Source organism: Fuerstiella marisgermanici (genome assembly GCF_001983935.1).
Taxonomy (GTDB): domain Bacteria; phylum Planctomycetota; class Planctomycetia; order Planctomycetales; family Planctomycetaceae; genus Fuerstiella; species Fuerstiella marisgermanici.
The window spans coordinates 4,935,512-4,955,496 of the sequence record NZ_CP017641.1 but is presented as its reverse complement, the minus strand read 5'-3'; the positions used below and the strand labels follow the sequence as shown (position 1 = coordinate 4,955,496).

Annotated in this window: 14 protein-coding genes; 13 read left to right on the top strand and 1 reads right to left on the bottom strand. The window is 54.6% G+C overall.

Going from position 1 to position 19,985, the window contains the following annotated elements; all coding sequences use genetic code 11:
* Positions 1–153: 153 nt before the first annotated feature.
* From Fuma_RS35970 to Fuma_RS18455, 12 genes are all read left to right on the top strand, one after another.
* Entirely contained in the window at positions 154–1,278 is a 1,125-nt protein-coding gene (locus Fuma_RS35970; RefSeq protein ID WP_218922203.1) for a QcrA and Rieske domain-containing protein, read from the top strand.
* 121 nt (positions 1,279–1,399) lie between these two features.
* Positions 1,400–2,173, top strand: coding sequence for a cytochrome b N-terminal domain-containing protein (locus Fuma_RS18505; RefSeq protein WP_077025432.1), 774 nt, complete (start codon positions 1,400–1,402; stop codon positions 2,171–2,173).
* 90 nt (positions 2,174–2,263) lie between these two features.
* Positions 2,264–3,640, top strand: coding sequence for a cytochrome b family protein (locus Fuma_RS18500; RefSeq protein ID WP_077025431.1), 1,377 nt, complete (start codon positions 2,264–2,266; stop codon positions 3,638–3,640).
* 150 nt (positions 3,641–3,790) lie between these two features.
* Positions 3,791–7,945 (top strand): c-type cytochrome, encoded by a 4,155-nt coding sequence (locus Fuma_RS18495; RefSeq protein ID WP_077025430.1) that lies wholly within the window; start codon positions 3,791–3,793, stop codon positions 7,943–7,945.
* A 4-nt stretch (positions 7,946–7,949) separates the two neighbouring features.
* Positions 7,950–8,858, top strand: coding sequence for a hypothetical protein (locus tag Fuma_RS18490; protein ID WP_158521058.1), 909 nt, complete (start codon positions 7,950–7,952; stop codon positions 8,856–8,858).
* A 54-nt stretch (positions 8,859–8,912) separates the two neighbouring features.
* A complete protein-coding gene (locus tag Fuma_RS18485) occupies positions 8,913–10,352 on the top strand; it encodes a cytochrome c (RefSeq protein WP_077025428.1) in 1,440 nt (479 codons plus the stop codon).
* A 42-nt stretch (positions 10,353–10,394) separates the two neighbouring features.
* Positions 10,395–11,219 (top strand): cytochrome c oxidase subunit II, encoded by an 825-nt coding sequence (locus Fuma_RS18480; RefSeq protein WP_077025427.1) that lies wholly within the window; start codon positions 10,395–10,397, stop codon positions 11,217–11,219.
* Positions 11,220–11,551: 332 nt separating this feature from the next.
* On the top strand, positions 11,552–13,375 hold the full coding sequence (locus Fuma_RS18475; RefSeq protein WP_077025426.1) for a cytochrome c oxidase subunit I: 1,824 nt from the start codon (positions 11,552–11,554) through the stop codon (positions 13,373–13,375).
* A gap of 58 nt (positions 13,376–13,433) precedes the next feature.
* Positions 13,434–14,381 (top strand): COX15/CtaA family protein, encoded by a 948-nt coding sequence (locus Fuma_RS18470; RefSeq protein WP_158521057.1) that lies wholly within the window; start codon positions 13,434–13,436, stop codon positions 14,379–14,381.
* A complete protein-coding gene (gene cyoE / locus Fuma_RS18465) occupies positions 14,378–15,322 on the top strand; it encodes a heme o synthase (protein ID WP_083732144.1) in 945 nt (314 codons plus the stop codon). Before Fuma_RS18470 ends, cyoE begins: the two co-directional genes overlap by 4 nt.
* A 115-nt stretch (positions 15,323–15,437) precedes the next feature.
* A complete protein-coding gene (locus Fuma_RS18460; RefSeq protein WP_077025424.1) occupies positions 15,438–16,475 on the top strand; it encodes a cytochrome c oxidase subunit 3 in 1,038 nt (345 codons plus the stop codon).
* Positions 16,476–16,593: 118 nt separating this feature from the next.
* The gene (locus Fuma_RS18455; RefSeq protein ID WP_077025423.1) at positions 16,594–17,034 is read left to right on the top strand and encodes a cytochrome C oxidase subunit IV family protein; all 441 of its coding nucleotides are present in this window, start codon (positions 16,594–16,596) and stop codon (positions 17,032–17,034) included.
* A 265-nt stretch (positions 17,035–17,299) separates the two neighbouring features.
* On the opposite strand, the gene Fuma_RS18450 is transcribed toward Fuma_RS18455, so the two are convergent.
* Positions 17,300–17,845 carry a hypothetical protein gene (locus tag Fuma_RS18450; protein ID WP_077025422.1) on the bottom strand — a complete coding sequence of 182 codons (546 nt, stop codon included), beginning with the start codon at positions 17,843–17,845 and terminating at the stop codon, positions 17,300–17,302.
* Positions 17,846–18,131: 286 nt separating this feature from the next.
* Here Fuma_RS18450 and Fuma_RS18445 point away from each other — a divergent pair, with 286 nt between their 5' ends.
* On the top strand, positions 18,132–19,436 hold the full coding sequence (locus Fuma_RS18445; protein ID WP_077022463.1) for an IS256 family transposase: 1,305 nt from the start codon (positions 18,132–18,134) through the stop codon (positions 19,434–19,436).
* Positions 19,437–19,985 lie beyond the last annotated feature (549 nt).

The following is a 19,985-nucleotide window of genomic DNA, read 5'->3' as shown; positions in this document are numbered from 1 at the left end:
CATGTTGTTGAAGGCCTAACGCAGGCGATCAAACGCGCGAGTGTCATTTTTTGGCGCGGCCATTCATCGATCTCACTTCACTTCTTTGTGATTGCCATTCGGCGATTCGAAGACATCTCACGTCACACTTCTCACCGATTGGTGGAAGCTCGAATGAGCGACAAAAATCCTTCCTCCGAAGATATTCTTGCCCGCATTCGTGGTGGAGCACCCGCTCCGAAACCATCTGCGGACGATGCCGCCCCCGTTGATGAGGCGACAAACGAATCCGAAGCTGCGGCAGAGAAGCCTGATGGCCCGCCGCCGTCGGGGACGTCTGACATATTGGCATCGATCAAAGGCGGGGGAGCACCGAAAGCTGCTGCCAAGCCATCCGGCGCCGCCCCCAAGGGCACTGCAGATATTCTGGCATCGATCAAAGGTGGCGGTGGTGGAGCAGCAGCTAAGCCAGCAGGCGGCGCAGCTCCATCCGGCACGGCCAGTATCCTGGCGTCCATCAAAGGTGGCGGTGCTTCCAAGCCTGCGGCTGGTGGTGCGGCAGCCAAGAAGCCAGCCGCAAAGGCTGCGGCGGTCGATGCGGCCAAAGCGAAAGGCATGTCTGCCGCTGAAATGATCGAAGCCGCTCGCAAGGGAGTGGTTACGGCTGATCCTGTGACAGGCGAGCCCACTGGTGCGGCAAAAGCGGTCGCATTGCCGAAGAAGCCGCTGAAGAAGAAAGCGGACACTCCGTTTGCTGCACCGAAGGCCAAGTCACAGGACGTATCGCGTCGAGGCGCTTTGGGTTCGATTGCTGGTGTGCTGCTTAGTCCGGTCGTGATCGCATGGTCATCGCTGACAGCTGCCACTGCGGCGTCCGGTCTCGCGATGGCTCGATTCATGATGCCTAATGTGCTGGTGGAGCCGCCGACAAAATTCAAAATCGGTCCGCAAACTGATTATGGTGCGGGTACGGTTGCCACGAAGTGGAAAGCTCAGTTTGGTGTTTGGATTGTGAATGACGAAATCGACGGGCAGCAAATGGTATACGCCCTGTCGACCGTGTGTACTCATCTGGGCTGCACGCCGAACTGGCTGGAAGGCGAACAGAAATTCAAGTGTCCGTGCCATGGCTCGGGATTCTATAAAACCGGCGTCAACTTCGAAGGTCCAGCTCCTCGGCCGCTTGAGCGGTATGGGATTCGGTTGGCAGAAGATGGGATGCTGGAAGTGGATAAGAGTGTTAAGTTCCAGCAGGAACTTGGTCAGTGGGAGAATGCTGCCAGCTTTGTGCCAGTGTAGTTGATGGGTGATTGTGGGCCGCTTTGGTTGCGGGGTTGCTCCGCTGCCTCAAGGTTAAGTGGCTAGTGCCCGGTACTCGACGTTTTTGTTGTCGAATCGTTTTGCAGAAGGAAGCTCGGCAGTGTCCGTAGGCGACTATATTCGTAACTCACAGATCTGGAAGAGTGTCTTCCGTCACCCGGCTCCGACGGACCGTCGTAATCGAGTGGTCGTGATGCTGACCAACTTCTTTTTGCATCTGCACCCGGTTTCGATCAAGCAGCAGGGGATCGCTCTGTCCTACACATGGTGTATGGGCGGGATCACGTTCTTTCTGTTTCTGGTGGAAACGCTCACCGGCGTGATGCTGATGTTCTATTATCGGCCCACTTTGGAGTGGGCGTTCTACGATATTCAGGCGCTGCGCGATGTGCAGACGCTGGGGATCATGCGTGAGATCCACCGCTGGGGGGCTCACGCGATGGTGATCACCGTCTGGCTGCATATGTACCGCGTCTTTTTGACGGGAAGTTACAAGCCGCCGCGTGAATTCAACTGGGTGATCGGCGTTTTGCTGTTGGTGTTAACTCTATTGCTGTCCTTCACTGGCTATCTGTTGCCTTGGGATCAGCTTGCGATCTGGGCGATTACTGTCGGGTCGAACATGGCTCGCGCCCATCCTTTCCTGGGTGGTGAGGGGCCTGGTTTTCAGTTGCTGAACATGGGCGGATATGACCTGATTACAAATGCCAGTGATGCCAAGTTCCTGCTGCTGGGTGGTCGCTTCGTAGGTGAAGCGACCCTGAACCGGTTCTATATTCTGCATTGCGTGGCGATTCCGATTGTCGTCTCTGGTTTGATTGCGGTCCACTTCTGGCGAGTTCGTAAGGACGGGGGCATCAGTCAGCCGCTGTAATGGCGAAGGGTAAAAGGCTGCAGGAAATGATTTCGCGGCCCGCTGCATTGACTGAATACTGAAAACTGAATACCGAAAACTAACCCATTCATGAATCCTCATCCCGATCTGACATCCAGCGTACTGCACGGCCTCGGCTGGTATTACCTGATTCTGTTCGTCATGAACCTGCTGTGGACGATCCGCAGCTTTAAGGTGGATGGTGAATTCGCGAAAGACACGCCCGTTGTCGGCGGCATGCCGGTGGCGACGGTTTGGGCCGTGCTGACGGCCGGTCTGATGATGCTGTCCGCCGCTCATTTTACGGGGACCAGCAGCCCTGATGCGTTTCTGATTCGGCTGCCCGAATGGTTCAAGAATCCGGTCGACTACATCTTTGCTCGGCCCGTCGTTTACTTTGCGGGTTCGATACTGGTTTTCTGGGCCATGATTCGGTACCGCGAGTACTGGATTAAGGACACCGTTGCCTGGTCGATGTTTCAGGCGGCACTGGTCTTTATGGGCCTAAGCCTCAGCGACTACGACTTCCGTCAGATTGTTGGTAAGCCGGACAACGTGCCAATTGTGGCCATGTTGTTCATCGTGTCATTCCTGACATGGATCTACTTCCGCCGCGCCGTCGACAATGACAAACGCATGGAAGAAGGGCGTCCGCTGTATGAAGTGGACAACGGGGGTAGTGACAAAGTTCTGGTGTGGCCGGACCTGGTCTATACCGAGTTGATCTGTATGGTTGTTTTGACGGCCGTGCTTATCTTTTGGGCCATCGTCTTGAAGGCTCCGTTGGAAGAGCCAGCGTCATCCGTCAAGACCCCGAACCCGTCGAAGGCGCCGTGGTACTTTCTTGGTCTCCAGGAAATGCTTGTGTACTTCGACCCGTGGTTGGCCGGTGTTGTGCTGCCGGGAATTATTCTGGGCGGGCTGATGGCGATCCCGTATATCGACTTCAACAAGACAGGCAACGGCTACTACTGTTTCAAGGACCGAGCGTTCGCGGTTGGGACCTTTTTGTTTGGGTTCTTTCCACTATGGATTGCCTTGATCGTTTTGGGCACGTTTATGCGAGGCCCAAACTGGAACTTCTACGGCATCTATGAAGTGTGGGATGTTCACAAAGTGAAGGCCGCGAATAACGTGAACCTGTCGGAGTTCTTCTGGAATGCTCCTGGCATCAACGCTGTCTATGGTGGGATTCCGAAAGGCACGACGTTTGGATGGCAATGGCCGACGTTCCTGCTGCGTGAGGCTCCTGGTATTTTGCTGGTGATTGGCTACTTCGCATTGCTGCCGCCGCTGTTGGGCCTAACCGTCCTGCGAAAGTTCTTTGTGCGAATGGGCGTGCTGCGGTTTCTGGTGTTCTCTAACCTGATTCTGTGGATGGCCGTGCTGCCAATCAAAATGATCCTTCGCTGGACCTTCTCATTGAAGTACCTCGTCGGGATCCCGGAGTGGTTCTTTAATATCTGATGTGTTTATTCCGCGTTCTTCCTTCGGGTTGAAGCGTGTTTCGTTCGGCTGCACAGTCATTGCGACATGGCCGACGTACCTGTTCTTAATAGTTAATCGCCAACAGCTAACCGCTGAAAGCTTACACAAAAGGCTGGAGCCTGAACTGCAATGCCGGCAAACGAATCCTTTCTTTGGAATCAGAAGAAGCTGCATCTGGTCTTTGCGATTAGTTGTGTCGCCCTGCTGGTAGGCGTCATCATCGTGATGGTGCAGGACTACTCTGATCCATGGCGCGCGTACCAGTCCACCAACTTTAAGTTGCAGGCGGCTGCGAAAGAACGCGACATTGCTCAGCTTAAGTCTGAGCAATTCGTTGCGCAGCGGGAAGAACTGGCGAGCGAGTTGTCTGAGCTTGAGGCGGCAATGGATTTCGAAAGCCGTGCCGCGGAAGCCGAACGTGATGCGGCAAAGGCTGAATCTGAGCAGGCACGTCAGGAACTGGAGCAGGAAGCCGCGAATCTGCGTGAGATTGCAGAGCTGCGGAAGCAGCTTGAAAAAGAAAGAGACGCGGCTCAACGTGCTGTCGATAAGCTCGCGCTCGACCTGAAGAATAAGAACGCGGTTCGAGACGAAAAGCGAGCCGACTTTGACCTTGGTGTACGCGACCAGCTGGACGATGCGACGTTGGTAGCGTTGACGGAAAAATACGAGGAAGCTCAGGTTGCGAGTGATCAGGTGCAGCTTGAACTCGAAGCTGCTCAGCAACGACTCAAAGAAATCGGCGACGCGGACGCTGTGCAGGTTGTCTACGAAGAAGGCGACTCAGCGGACGTTAAAGCCGAAAAGGAAGCGGCCGCCGAAAAACGCCGTGAGCAACTAAGAACTCTGGCCGATCTGAAGCTGCAGACGGTCGAAGTGAAGAAGTCGATTGACAAGCTGCAGGCTGACGTTGTTTTGGCCGAAGCCGCGCTCGACGACATTGAACCGGAAAGTGGCCTCAAAAAGCTCAAGCGAACCGTAATGGCACTGCCGATCATCGACGGCTTCAACGGTCAGTACAAACCGACTCAGGACTGGCTTCCCGAATTGCATCAAACACTGGGTATGACGGAAATCGCGCGCTTCGATCGTTGCCGCACATGTCACATGAACATGGACCGCACCGCCCCGGGCAATAAGGCTGCGTTTCCTCACGGCGACATTGAATCTGATGATGTCCAGGACTGGATCGCTGAGAACAAGTTCCCACATCCCTATACAACACATCCTAATCACGAACTATTCGTGACCGCATCCAGCCCTCACCCGGTCGCCACGTTCGGCTGTACGGCCTGTCACGACGGTCAGGGTTCCGGCACCGACTTCGGAAACGCGGAACACACGCCCAATGATCCTCACCAGGCTGAGGATTGGCACCACGAATTCGGCTATCACCCGAATCACTTCTGGGAATACCCGATGCAGCCGGAACGATTCCAGGAATCGACCTGCATCAAGTGTCACCACAACGTGACAGAACTGAGCGTGCATCCGGAATTCGGAAATTCAGCACCCAAAGTGTCGAAAGGCTTTGAGCTGATCGGCAAGTATGGTTGCTTTGGGTGTCATGAAATTCACGGCTTCGACGGCGGTTCGGCCATCGGTCCGGACATTCGTCTGGAACCGCAGACGGCTGCTCAGGAGCAGCGAGTTGCAGAAGATCCAACTCAGGTTGCGGGCAAGTACCGAAAAGTTGGGCCCAGCCTGCGACATATCGCGGCCAAGACGTCAGCCAGCTTTATTGCATACTGGACAGAAATCCCTGGTCGGTTCCGTCCGTCCACCAAGATGCCTCAGTTCTTTAATCTCAGCAATCAACAGGACGAGAAGGCTCAGGCCTTTGAAGCTGTCGAGCTGCAAGGAATTGCGAAAGTGTTGATCAATGGTTCACAGGACATTGATCTGCTGAAGCCCGCTGCGGACTACACGCCGGATGCGGAACGAGGCAAGACGCTGTTTAAAGAACGAGGCTGTCTTGCATGTCACCAGCACTCAGCAGTTCCGGGTACGGAGGCGGACTTCGGGCCGAACATCAGTGATATTCACAAGAAGGTCGACCGCAACGAAGATAACGCCGACTTCAGCGACTGGCTATACACCTGGGTGAAAGAGCCGACTCGGTATCACGAACGTACGAGGATGCCGAACCTGTATCTGGATCCGTACACTCAAGGTGAAGACACCATCGATCCGGCCGCGGACATCACGGCGTTTCTGCTCAGCCAAGGCAAGGCCGAAGAGTTCCCAGTTGAAGAAGCTTCTGACGAAGCGTTGGACGAACTGGTCACTCTGTTCTTGAAGAAAGCTCGATTCAGCGAAACGGCAGTCGAAACAATTTTGGAAACGAAGCGGTTTCCTCGCACGCTGGAAGACACGTCAGGTGACGAACGAGTTCTCGCCACAGAAGACGCTACTGCGGTCGAAAATGCAGACGACTGGCGAAACCGGAAGCTTGAATACATCGGGCGTCGTACGATTTCTCGCTACGGCTGCTACGGCTGTCATGATATTCCAGGCTACGAAGACGCTCGGCCAATCGGTGTCGCGCTGCAGGATTGGGGTCGCAAAGACACGAGTAAGCTCGGACTGGAACATATTGAAGAATTCCTTCACCACCACGGTGAGACGGGCTACCGTAATTTCGACGAAGCTCTAGGCGATTCGACCCTTGAGCGAGTCAAAGAAGGCATGGCGATGGCCGAAGACGGTTCGGTTTCTGAAGAAAAGCTTGAGCCTGAAATGACTCATGCCTACTTCTACGACAGTCTTCTGCATCATGGCCGACCGGGCTTCATCTGGCAGAAGCTGCGTGGTCCTCGCACCTACGACTGGTTGAAGACGGAAACCAAGGGTTACGACGAACGTCTGCGGATGCCGAAGTTTCCTCTGAAGGAAGATGAAATCGAAGCGATCGCAACCTTCGTGCTGGGCTTAGTGGCAGAACCGCCAAGCGAAAAATATGTGTATACGCCGGACGTTCAGGAGCAGAACCGCATTGAAGGGGAATTCCTGCTGGCGAAGTACAACTGCACCGGTTGTCACATTGTTGAACTGCCAAAAGTCACTTTTGGCGTCGATCTGGATGAGGACATTCTGCCGTCGCAACTCGGACCGGCTGATCATGAAGATGCGCTGGAGCTGCTGCTTAATATTCGGAAGCCGAAGATGGCTCTGACGGGTGAAAGTGGCAAGTTCAAGATCGACGGCGAAGAAGTTGAACTGCCACTGGCTTCGTTCCATGGAATTCGCATGGTGGAACCGGATCCTGAAGAAGAAGATCCGGAATTCCGCGAGAGCGGGTTCGACAGTTGGGAGACACTTCAGTTCGGTGAAGGCGAAGATGCACCGCGATTGTTTCCGGCTACTCGAATTACTGTTCCCGATACCAAGATGGTTGACTATCAAGCCGCTCGCGGGGGTGACTTTGCGGAATGGCTGGTCGATGATCTTGTTGAGAACCGAACTGACGGAAACCGAAACCTTGCCTGGCAGGCATCACCGCCTCCGTTGTATCAGGAAGGTCTGAAAGTTCAGACGCCATGGCTGTATCAGTTCCTGTTGGAACCCGAACAGCTTCGCTACACAACCGTGTTGCGAATGCCGCGTTTCAACCTCAGCCCGAAAGAAGCTCAAACACTTGCCAACTACTTCGCGGCAGTGGACGGAGCAGAATTCCCTTATCAGGAACTGAAACCGAAGGATCCAAACTATCTCACGGAAACCGCAGAGGAACTTCGAGAAGAAGATCTGTTAGCGAAAGACGAATCGTATTTGCACCAGTCCTGGAAGGTCATCAACGGCCCGCTTTGTATTAAGTGCCACTCGTTGGGTGGACGCAAGTTCAAGGCGTCAGATCCAAAGAAAGACATTCAGGGCCCGAACCTCAATCGCGTCCACCAAAGATTGCGAGCGGACTGGCTGCGAGTGTGGCTCTACAAACCAACATGGATTACTCCATACACGTCGATGCCCGTTAACTTCCCGAAAAATCAACAACAGTTTCCGGACTTGTTCGGCGGTGAAGCCGGTCATCAAGTGGAAGGCGTGGCGGCTGGCCTGATGAACTATCCAAAACTCATGGAAGATGTCGGACCTGTGGTCTATAGCCCTCCCGGGACCGAAGCCGCTCCTGTCGAAGGTGCTGCCACGGCGGATGAAGCAACGGATCCGACGGATGCTCCTAAGCCTGCCGAGGAATCGTCAGAAAAGGCGGCGGCATTGAACAACGCGTCAGACAAGCCCAAGCTAACTGCCTCTGCAGACACCACTGGAGCGGAGGAATAAATTTATGTCGAATAGCATCTCAACAATGATGTCAACAAACATAGCCTCACGGGTCACGGTACTGTCCGTCGCAGTCACGATGTTGGCTGCCACTGGCTGTAGTGAGTTTGGCGGCGGATCGACCGTCGTTCCGGACGTTACTTTTCTGCCAGCCGATCTTAGTGGTGACGCTGTCGCAGCTGATACCGGTGCAGGTGCTGGTGGCGATGCCCCGGCTGCTGCAGAAGCCGGGGGCGTGGGGACGATTGTCGGAAAAGTGGTCTTCGAAGGCACAGCGCCCGGCCTTCCGCCTCAGTTCGTGAAAGGGGCCGACATCAAGGATAAGGAAGTCTGTGCGGCCGTGGATGTGCCGGACGAACGCTTCGTCATGGGAGCCGACAACGGCGTGGCCAACGTGTTTGTCTTCATGAAGAAGGCTCCGAAGGGAGCACCGGAAATGGCCGTGCCATCTGAACCGGTGATTTTCGACCAGGAAAACTGTGTATTTAAACCGCACTGTATGCTGGTGCCCGTCGGCCAAACCATCAAAGTGCTTAGCGCTGACCCTATCGCTCATAACACGCACACGAATCCCGCGAAGAACAATGGCGTCTCCAGTTTGGTGCCGCCTAATGACCGCGAGGGGGCGTTGGAGCTCAAGTACACTCGAGCGGAAGATCCTTTCAGTGTGACGTGTGACTTTCACGCATGGATGAAGGCATATCACATGCCGATTGACCATCCTTACGGCGCGGTAACCGATGAAAACGGCAACTTCGAAATTAAAGACGTTCCCTCCGGCGAACATGAATTTGTTGTCTGGCACGAAGCTGCCGCCGGTAATTATCTGGAACGAAAACTTAAGGTAACTGTTGGCGGTGGGTCACCCACGGAAGTCAAGATTGCTTACCCGGAAAGCAAGTTGTCGCTGTAGAAATTCGGCACGCTTGGACTGGTTCAAAACGACAAGCCACTTGAGAGCTTATTGATGTTGGTGCAGACATACCAAAAACTGATGACCCTGGTTGCTGCCGTCAGCATGCTGACGCTGTTGGGGTGCAGTGAGTCGGCTTTCGAATCTCATTTCGAAGCCAGCACGTACACTCAGTCACTAATGAAGGAAGCTCAAAATGGGGTTGGTGATTTACCGGGCGTGAGCGACCTGGTGCTGACACGCTTCGGGACACCACAAAATCTGGTCGCTTGGAAAAAGCTTCCGATTGATTTCGGCGGTATCACCGGCCGAATCACGGCCGTACCGGATTCTGCTGCCGTCAAAGAAATCACGGTAGAACTCGACGACGACGCGACTCTGGAATTCGATCCGGAGAATCCGCCGGAGCTACAGTTTCTGACAGGTGAAGCTGCCCCATTAACGATGTTTATGGCAAGCTGGTCAGCCGAAGACGGTGTCGTCGGATTCACCAATGCACTTGAGGCCGCTCCTGTAGTGGGCGATGTCGTTGTGCTAAACGGCGGTAAGCCGCTGGCGCATGGTCGAGTGCTTTACATGCAACATTGCTCGCACTGTCATGGCACCAGCGGTAATGGTGAGGGGCCAACAGCCGAGTACCTGAATCCTCGTCCACGCAACTATCAACACGGCGTGTTCAAATTCACTACCACAACGGCTCAGGCCAAGGTGAGTCGGGAAGACCTGCGACGCGTTCTGCGTAATGGAGTTCCCGGAACGTACATGCCGTCGTTTGTCCCGATGCTGAGCGAAGAAACGGGCGAACTGGATGAAGTTGTTGAATACGTTCGTTTTCTGACAATGCGAGGTGAATTTGAACGTCGCATGGTCACTGAACTGTCAGCTGATTTCTCGAAAGACGCTCTCGCGTCCCGCAAGGAACAAGGGGAAAGTCACAGCGACATTGTGACCGAGCTGAAGGATTTTTTAAGCGAAGATCTGCCGGACAGTCTTGAGTTTGTCTCTGACGATATGGAACAGGCCTGGACGGAAGCAAACACTGAAGACGTTCAGGTAACTCCCACAGCCGCACGGATTCCTGATTCTGTGGAATCCCGACGTCGTGGCCGGGAACTGTTTCTGAGTGCGGCCATTAACTGTGCTGACTGCCACGGCATCGGCGGCCAGGGCAACGGACCGCAGACGCTGATTTATGAAAAGAATCCTGTCACGCAGGAACTCTATGAAGAGCCCGGATTACACGACATCTGGGACAACGTTAACCAGCCGCGCAATTTGACTCGCGGTATCTATCGAGGCGGTCGCCGACCTTATGATTTGTTCTGCCGTATTCAGGCAGGGATCAAGGGAACGCGCATGCCATCCTACAAGAACTTGCAACATGAAGACATCTGGCACATCGTCAACTACGTTCTCAGCATTCCCTTCGAGCCCGAACCGGGGCACATCCCAGTATCTGCCGCGTCTGAAGCAGCACCCACCGCTACGCCTTAAACGCCGTTTACCGCTCGTGCGAATGTCTCGGAGACTACCATCGTGAAAAAGTTTTGGGCACTGTTTTTCTTCTTCTGGCCAATCGTGGCCCTGTGGATGTGCTGGGTTGCGCCTAGTGAAGACTACCGCTGGTGGTTTCCAACGAATGGACCTGCCACAGACGGTCAGGCCATGAGTCCGCTCGGCCAACGAATCGATGACTTGTTCTACCTGATTCTGGGGATCGTGACGATCACGTTCATTGGAACTCAGTTTGGCCTGGGCTATGTCCTGTGGAAGGGTGCGACCAAGTCAGAAGAAACCAAAGCCGAATTCAGCCACGGCAGTCACAGCCTGGAACTGATCTGGACAATCGTGCCAGCAATCGTGCTGGTGTTTATTGCTCTTATTCAGATGGACGTGTGGGCTCAATTCCGAGTTCAGGCCTTCTATCCTGAAGAGACAATGAAAAATGGACCTCAGATGGAGGTCATGGCGCGACAGTTCGAATGGCGTATTCGGTACCCCGCACCGGGGGAAGCATTGCAGGATGAAGCTCAACCGGGTGACCTGTATGCGGTCAACGAGATACACGTTCCGACGGGCCGACCGGTCAAATTCAACCTGCGAACCGATGACGTTCAGCACGCATTCTTTGCGCCTCAACTGCGAGTGAAACAGGACGCCGTTGCCGGGTTGATTATCCCGGTATGGTTCGAGATTCCCAAAGCGGGAGACTACGACCTGGTGTGTGCGGAGCTGTGTGGCTGGGGGCATTACAAGATGCGAGCGACCATCGTGGCGGAACCGGAAGAAAAGGTTCAGGCCTACCTTAAGCAACTGCAGGAAGAACAAAACTTCGACGGTGTTGTTGAGGACGAAGAATAGGACTAATAGCAAATCCAACGTGCTTCTCTCTTTACGAAGAAGAGAAGGTCGCTGGGGGGCCAGTTTAGGGGCCTTAGCCTATCGGAAGGTCTGAATATGACTTTCCGATAAAACCTTCCCCTTTCCGAGGGGACAGTTGTGGCGTTAGCTGCGACTGAGTGCATTTATGCGGGAGCTTCCCGCCTTTGTCGAACTCATATCAGGCTCATCGTAAATCCGTTTAACCCGTGGCCGCAGACCAGAACACACCATCGGCGTGCCGCGCTTGGTCTTCGATCACGGGTTAAACAAACGACAGTCATTACCGAATTTAGATACTGAAGGATTCTTCGATGGCCACGATCAGCCCGGCAATCGAATCACATAGCGACGACCATGCCCACGCGCATGATCATCACAAGCTACCGTTTTACAAGAAGTATCTGTTTTCAACGGACCACAAGATGATCGGGATTCAGTTCCTGGTCACCACGCTGTTGATGCTGATGGTTGGCGGTGCCCTGGCACTGGCTGTCCGCTGGCAGCTGGCGTTTCCGTGGGAGAACATGCCGATTCTCGGCAAGATATTCGCGAACGCCGGTGGGATGATCTCGCCTGAGTTCTACACGATGCTGTTTACCATGCATGCGTCCGTGATGATCTTTTTAGTCATCATCCCGATTCTTGCCGGAGCGTTCGGAAACTTTCTGATCCCTCTGCAGATCGGTGCGGATGACATGGCGTTTCCCGTGCTGAATATGTTGAGCTACTGGTTTATGTGGCCAGCAATGTTCTGTTTCGGGGCCAGCTTTGTTGCAGGCGGAGTGACTGCGGGGCCAGCCGGCGGCTGGACATCGTATCCTCTGTTAAGCGCGCTGGCCGAAGCCGCGCCCGGGTCAGGCCCGGCTCAGACATATTGGCTCTTCGGTCTGACACTTGTTGGTGTGTCGTCGATGATGGGATCCGTCAACTACATGACGACCATCATCAATATGCGAGCCCCAGGCATGACCCTGTTTCGCATGCCGCTAACGATCTGGGCGATGTTTATCACTGCGATTCTGCAGGCTTTCGCTTTGCCTGTGTTGACCGCTGCCGGCTTCATGCTGGTAGCCGACCGACTTCTCGGTACCTGCTTCTTCATTCCGGCGGGTGTCATCGTCAACAACGCCGAGCCAACTGTGGGTGGTGGTCAGCCGCTGCTGTGGCAGCACCTGTTCTGGTTCTATTCGCATCCAGCGGTTTACATCATGCTGTTACCCGCGATGGGGATGGTGTCTGACATGCTGTCCTGCATGTGTCGCAAGCCGGTCTTTGGTTATAAGCCGATGGTGTACTCAATGGCAGCGATCGCCGGCCTCGGTTTCATCGTGTGGGGCCACCACATGTTTACCAGTGGTATGAACCCGGCTTTGGGCATGACGTTTATGACGTCCACGATGATGATCGCTCTGCCGTCTGCCATTAAGACCTTCAACTGGATTGGCACAATCTGGGGCGGGGATGTGAAGTTCAATTCTGTGATGTTGAACTGTTCAGGCTTCGTGGCGATGTTCATCGTCGGCGGTCTCAGCGGAATCTTTATGGCGGCTGTGCCGGTTGATATCTACTTTCACGATACCTACTTCATTGTGGCTCACTTCCACTATGTACTGTTCGGTTCAACATTGTTTGGCGTGTTTGCGGGAATCACTTTCTGGTTCCCGAAGATGTTCGGTCGCATGATGAACGACACCGTCGCCAAATGGCACTTCGCGTTAACCTTTATCGGATTCAACGGGACGTTCTTCCCGATGCATCTGTTGGGAATCGCAGGTATGCCACGACGATACGCCGACCCATATCTGCACCCTTACCTTGAACACCTGCTGCCAATGAACCAGGCAATGACGTGCTTTGCTGTTCTGATGGGCTTGGCTCAGTTCCTGCTGTTGGGCAACTTTCTTTACAGCATGTTCTTCGGCGAAAAAGTGGGCCGCAATCCATGGGGTGCCAACGGGCTGGAATGGACGGCTCCATCGCCTCCTGGTCACGGCAACTTCGACGTGCCTCCCGTTTGCTACCGAGGTCCTTACGAATATTCATCGCCAGAAGCGGAGGCGTTGGGGCAGGACTTTATCCTGCAGACGACACCACCGCCGGAGCTTCCCAAAAGTGCTGATGCCGTTGAGGCGTAGCGACGAGTAAATGTCTTCACAGCCTTCAATTCATCCTGCAGTTCAACGGCTTGCCGTAGTGACTTGCATTGTTGCGCTGCTACCGATTTCGATCGGAGCATTGGTGACAACATTGAAGGCTGGCATGGCGTTCGCCGACTGGCCCACATCAGACGGTCAGAACATGCTGCTCTACCCGTGGCTCAACGATCTGCGTCGCACCGATAAATTTGTGGAACACGGTCATCGCCTTGCCGGTGTGCTAATCGGTCTGGTCTCGATAGCGTTGGTTGTGGTGGCATTCATTAAAGAGAAGGCGCTCTGGGTTCGCGTCGGGGCCGTTGTTATCCTTCTGGCCGTGATTGGTCAGGGTTTGCTGGGGGGCTTGCGAGTCATCAAGAACGCACAAGTGCTGGCGATGACTCACAGCATTACAGCGGGCTTGTTTTTTACGCTGTGCTTCCTGTTCGCAATTCTCGTGCGACGACAGAGTTCTGAAAGCAACACCGCGAAGGATCGCCGAATTTCGGCAGCCACGTTTGCGGCCGGGCTGTTGTTGCCTGTGGCCGTTCTGGGGCAGTACTTCCTTGGCGGCATGTTTCGCCACCTCGGACGGATGCTGCATGAACACGTAGCCGGAGCAATCATCGTCACATTGTTGGCAACTGTTGTACTGGTCACTCTGTGTCGCAGCGACTTGCCATCGATTCGTCGTCGCGGCCGCTGGCTGGCGGCCGCACTACTGATTCAGCTCGGTCTGGGCATGGGGGCCTGGCTTACAAAACTAGGCTTCGCGTCTCTTGGCTGGGTCGCCACAGCAAATTCGCCTGCTCAAAACGTCGTCTGCAGCCTGCACACCGTTGGGGGAATGTTTCTGTTGGCGACGGCGTCAGCAGGAGCGATGGAGTTGATCCTCCGGTTTCGAACGGGGCAGCTAAGTGAATTGTCTGCGACGTTCCATGCTGGCTCAGCCGTCAAGACGTTGGCCGCAGACGACAGCCAGCGGACCAAAGGGGGACTCGCATGAGCATTGCAACATCCACATCGTCGTCAGCCAGTTCAGCGCCGACATCAAGTCTGGCTGCGGAGATGGCTCGACAACGTGTTGCCGACTACGCAGAACTCTGCCGACCTCGAATTGCCGTCATGACGATGGTGGCAGTTGCGGTCGGATTTACTCTGGCGTCCCCCATTGTGTTTCACGGCACCGTTCTGATCATCGCCATGCTAAGCATTGTTATGCTGGTGGCTGCGTCAAGCATTCTGAATCAGCTACTGGAACGACACACCGATGCCCGCATGACACGGACCCAATCGCGGCCGATCGCGACGGGCCGAATTCTGCCTGCGGAAGCTGTGACAGTCGCCTTTTTACTGACGATTGTCGGCTTCACATCGCTGTGGAATCTGGTGAATCCCGCGACCGCCATCGCAACGCTGGCAACATTGCTGGTGTATGTCCTCGGATATACCGTCCTGAAGACTCGCACGTCCCTTTGCACAACAGTAGGTGCTATCCCCGGTGCGATGCCGCCGGTATTGGGTTGGCTGGCAGCTGGGGGCAGTTTCGGCTGGGAAGCGTTGGCACTGTTCGGCATCTTCTTTGTTTGGCAGTTTCCCCACTTTCTGGCGATTGGCTGGATTCATCGACACGACTATCAGTCAGCCGGCCTTCGCATGCTTCCATCGTTTAAAGACGAAGGGCGGCTGACAGGCCTGTTCGCCGCCATTTACGCAATCGCGTTTGTGCCAGTCAGTTTGCTACCGGCCTCGGTTGGCATGTCTGGTGACCTGTACTTTTTCGTGGCAGCCATTCTGTCAGTCACCTATCTGTTTTACACACTTCGCTTCGCGCTGGATCGCAACGATCAGAAAGCGCGAAAGCTGCTTTACAATTCTCTGTTGTGTTTGCCGTTATTATTGATCGCTTTGGTTGTGGATTTTCTGCGACTCACGGCGATGGGCTAACGAGTCTCACCAGTATGGCAGTGATTCCAGTCATCGCCTGTTGTCAGCCCGTACCACTCAAAAATGATTCCTCGCATTTGCGAGTTCACAAAAAACGCCTGTTGATCTCAAAATCATGTCACACAGTCCACAACCTTCCGCTCTGAAGATGGGCATCCCGATTCCGAATTCAAAACTCGGATTATGGTTGTTCCTCGGCACGGAAATCATGTTCTTCACCGCGTTTATCGGTTCGTACATCGTGCTGCGAATTGGTTCGCCCGGTTGGCCGACGTCGTACGAGGACACACACATCCTGCTGTTGGCGGGTGGCGTGAATACGTTTGTGTTGATCGTGTCGAGCTACTTTGTTGTACTGGCTCACGAAGCCATGGCAAAGAAGAAGTTTGCAGACGCTCGCAAGTGGCTTTGTCTTACGATGCTGCTGGCCTTCGTCTTCCTGGGGATTAAGGGCGTTGAATACGCTGGTAAGTTCACACACGAAATTCTGCCCGGCAAAGTCGCGGAAACTCCCGGGCAGGCCATTAATAAGGTCGACCGCCAACTTGAGGAAGTCGTCCGAGAACGCTTTGCCGTCTACACAGACGCTGAAGTTGTCGACGTTCCTCAGGCCGCCGACCTCGCCAATGTCAGTGCACAGCTGGACATCTTCGCGAAAGGTGAGGAAGGCGACGAAGACCTCAAAGCCACAGCGGCGGTCGATGTTGAACTCTACAGCAAGTGGAGCAACCTACATCAGCACAACGTCGCAAACGTGTCGCTCACAGAAGTGCCAGCCGCAGCCGGCCCTGCTTATCTCGCGGCTCGCGCCGATCTGGAAGAGGGCGAGTCTCTTCCAAAACTGACCTACACAGAAGTGGTGAACTATCTGAAAGATCTGAAAGCCGACGAAGGGTATGGACCGGCTGTTGCAGCGGGTGTGCTTGATCCGCATCCGGTTTTGTACGGCAACCTGTTTGCTTCTATCTATTTTCTGATGACTGGGTTCCACGCCATTCACGTGATTGTGGGCATGATTCTGTTCGCGGTTCCGCTGCTGAGATGGAATAAACTGGACGCTACCTACACAGACTGGGTGGAGAACAGCGGCCTGTACTGGCACTTTGTGGACCTTGTCTGGATCTTCCTGTTCCCACTGCTGTATATCGTTTAGCTTCTTTGCAGTCTCAGTAGTGTTTCATTCTCTGGGTGGCGTCTACGCTTTTTACGTAGCACCTTTCGCAAGTATCAGACCAGCAAATAGCCCCTGCTGATTTTGAACGGAAAATATCATGGCACACGACGACCATAGTGCCCACAGCGTCAACTACCTTTACGTGTTTGCAGCTCTGTGCGGTTTCACAGCCCTGTCTGTTGTATTCGACGGTATGGGCATGTTCGTATCTCACAATGTGGTGATCGTCCTCGTGCTGGCGGTAGCGATGGCAAAGGCTTTGTGCGTGATGATGTTCTTCATGCACCTGAAGTTTGAAGGCAACTGGAAGTACGTGCTCCTCGCTCCGACAACGATTCTGGCCATTGGTCTGCCCCTGGCTCTTATGCCCGACATTGGCGTCGCGTATTACACGACAACCGCACCGCAGGTTGTGCACTGGGGCGAAGAAATGGACGAATATCACGCCGCTCATGCAGAGCACGAAGAAGACGCGGCAGAACACAACGACGCGGCTGCACACGCGGAAAATTCGGTCGACGAACAGCCCACTGAATAGTTGCGGCTGGCCTGGTTTGCTTCAGGTCGGCACTGTCTGCCGTGCGTCCAGCCGGGGCATTCCAATCGGAAGGTCTACCGGCGGAGCACTCTCAGCAGAATCCTGTCCGACGCTGTCGATTTGTTGCAACTCCCCGTTGAATACGCGGACGAAGCAGTTGCGGCACAACGCCTAAAACGCTCTGGGTAATACTACGCACTTCGCCCAATCCTCGTGATCTTTTTGCAGACACAGGGTCTGCACTATGGGAATGTGTGCGGCAACCTCACCGGGTGGTTTTGCCATCTTCCGAGGGAGTGCGCTCATGAGCCGTGCTTGTGCTGGTTGGAGTTTCGGCTCTGACCAGCACTCTCTTGCTTTGCATATCGAAGTGGAATGCGTCCCAGGGGAATTCACAAATTTTCTGCAGTTCTTCACACGCTGTGTGATAGGCGGTGTCGGGACTCAAGCCGTTGGCCAGGTTTCGATCGACGAATCGTTGAATGATCGCCGCATCCGAGGCCATGCTTTCTGCATTGGACATGGGCGGTCGAGGTGTCGGAGCTGGATTTTCCGGTGGGCTATCAGTGAGGCGTTGTTCGAGGTTTTGCCGCAGTTGTGCGATGCGAAGTTGAGCGTTCACGACGTTGCGAGATGCCGTTGGGCATCGCCAGAGGTCAGCTTGGCGCATTGGGAAACCTGACTGTCCGGCCGTCGGTACAGCTGTCGGATTCTGGTCGAGCTGCTGCAGCCACTGTGAGACAAGAGCGTCCAGTGCGGCATCAAGACGAGATACCTCGGCAACTATTCTTGTGTCTCGTTGGTGAAGCATTGATGTGGCCCGGTGATCGCGATTTTCTGAAGACTAGGTCGACGATTCTGAGCGTGCGGATTTTGCCAGGTGCGGCCACATGTTTGGGGGGAACTACCGTGGGTTCTGAGAAGATGTCGTCACGACGCGACATTTTTCTGCTTCATCGGCCTCCGAAATGTTGCGGGAAGTCAACGAACATGCAGAGTTATTGTCGAAAGTTGTGTTCTTGAGTGAATGAGAAAGGTGGCGCATCCTGTTGGAACTTCTCCTCTCCAACGGCCCGAAGTGGGCAAAGGAATACGCTATGAGCAAGACTAAAACAGACCGAACCAAAGTGCCAGTGGGTCAAGCGCTCGATCCCGAAGTGATTTCCTTTCGGGCTCAGTTCGACGAGCGAAGTCCGCTCGACGAGATTGTCCGTGAGGGAGCCAGGCGGATGCTACAAACCGCAGTCGATGCCGAGGTGGATGCGTTCGTCGCCATGCATGCGGATCGGACTGACGAGCACGGCCGGCGACTGGTCGTCAAGAACGGAAGCCTTCCGGAGCGGGACATCCTCACCGGTGCCGGAGCGATTCCGGTCACTCAGGGGCGTGTCCGCGACAACGATCCTGATCGCGAAAAACGGGTGGCTTTCTCGCCAAGCGTGCTTCCGAGCTATCTGCGAAAAACGAAGGCCATTGAAGAACTCATCCCCTGGCTTTACCTCAAAGGAATTTCCACGGGTGACTTCAACGAGGCGTTGCAGTCGCTCGTCGGCGAGCGGGCCGCCGGGCTGAGTCCCAACGTGGTTTGCCGGCTCAAGGATCAGTGGTGCAGCGAATACGATGACTGGAGCAAGCGGGATCTATCGAACAAGCAGTACGTTTACATCTGGGCCGACGGCATTCACGCGAAGGTCCGACTGGAGGATGACGCCAATAAAAAGCAGTGTTTGCTGGTGCTGATGGGGGCTACGCCGGAAGGCCAGAAAGAATTGATCGCGGTGCTGGACGGTTACCGCGAGAGCGAGCAGAGCTGGTGCGAGTTACTGGTCGACTTGAAGCAACGTGGCCTGCAATTGTCACCGAAGGTTGCCGTTGGCGATGGTGCGCTTGGCTTCTGGGCCGCGATCCGCAAAGTATTCCCCGAGACTCGTGAACAACGCTGTTGGGTTCACAAGACGGCCAATGTTCTCAACAAGATGCCTAAGAGCGTTCAACCCAAAGCGAAAGGCGACCTGCACGAAATCTGGCAGGCAGAAACGAAGGACGATGCGAACAAAGCGTTCGATAAATTCATTGAAAAGTACGGTGCGAAGTATGCAGCGGCTTGCGATTGCCTGAAGAAGGACCGCGACGAGCTGCTGACGTTCTACGATTTCCCGGCCGAACACTGGAGCCACTTGCGGACAACCAACCCGATCGAATCCACCTTCGCGACGATCCGCCTTCGTCACCGCAAGACCAAAGGCAGCGGAACAAGACGGGCGAGCTTAGCGATGATGTTCAAGCTGGCTCAGTCAGCATCGAAGAAATGGAGACGACTCAACTGCCACGAAAAGATCACACTCGTCATCGAAGGACGTTCCTTCAAAGACGGAATCATGCAGGATGATATCGCCGCCTAAATCAAAAACCCAAAACACAACATTTGACAATTGCTCGAACATGCATAACAAGATGCACTTTTCTCTCGCGGAACCCGGGTGGCGGCCATGGAAGACTGTTCGGGCTGCGTAAACCAGTCCAGCTTATGAGTAGGTGGTTTCCCTTACCCGAAGGGAATTGTCGCAAGAACTGTTTGGTTGGCTCGATTACTACCTTGTCTCGCTGACAGGCTCAAAGCACAACTCTGAGTGGTCAACGCGACCTGCCAGATGAGCAAACCTCCCCTTGGGGAGGCGGCGGAGGAGGTCTAGGTTCGTGCCCCGTACCTTGCCTCCTTCCGCCTTTTTTTATTCGCTTCATCCTGCAAATGCGTTCCATGGCTGAATTGGGCTCGCGGCTATCAGCGAAATGCCGGGCGGCGATCAATCAGAGCGACGACAGCGAATCTCCCTGGCTTGGCGCCGCGGAAATCGGTAATTGTCCTATGTGGGCCAATTCCCACCACCGAGTTATTGTCGAAAGTTGTGTTCTTGAGTGAATGAGAAAGGTGGCGCATCCTGTTGGAACTT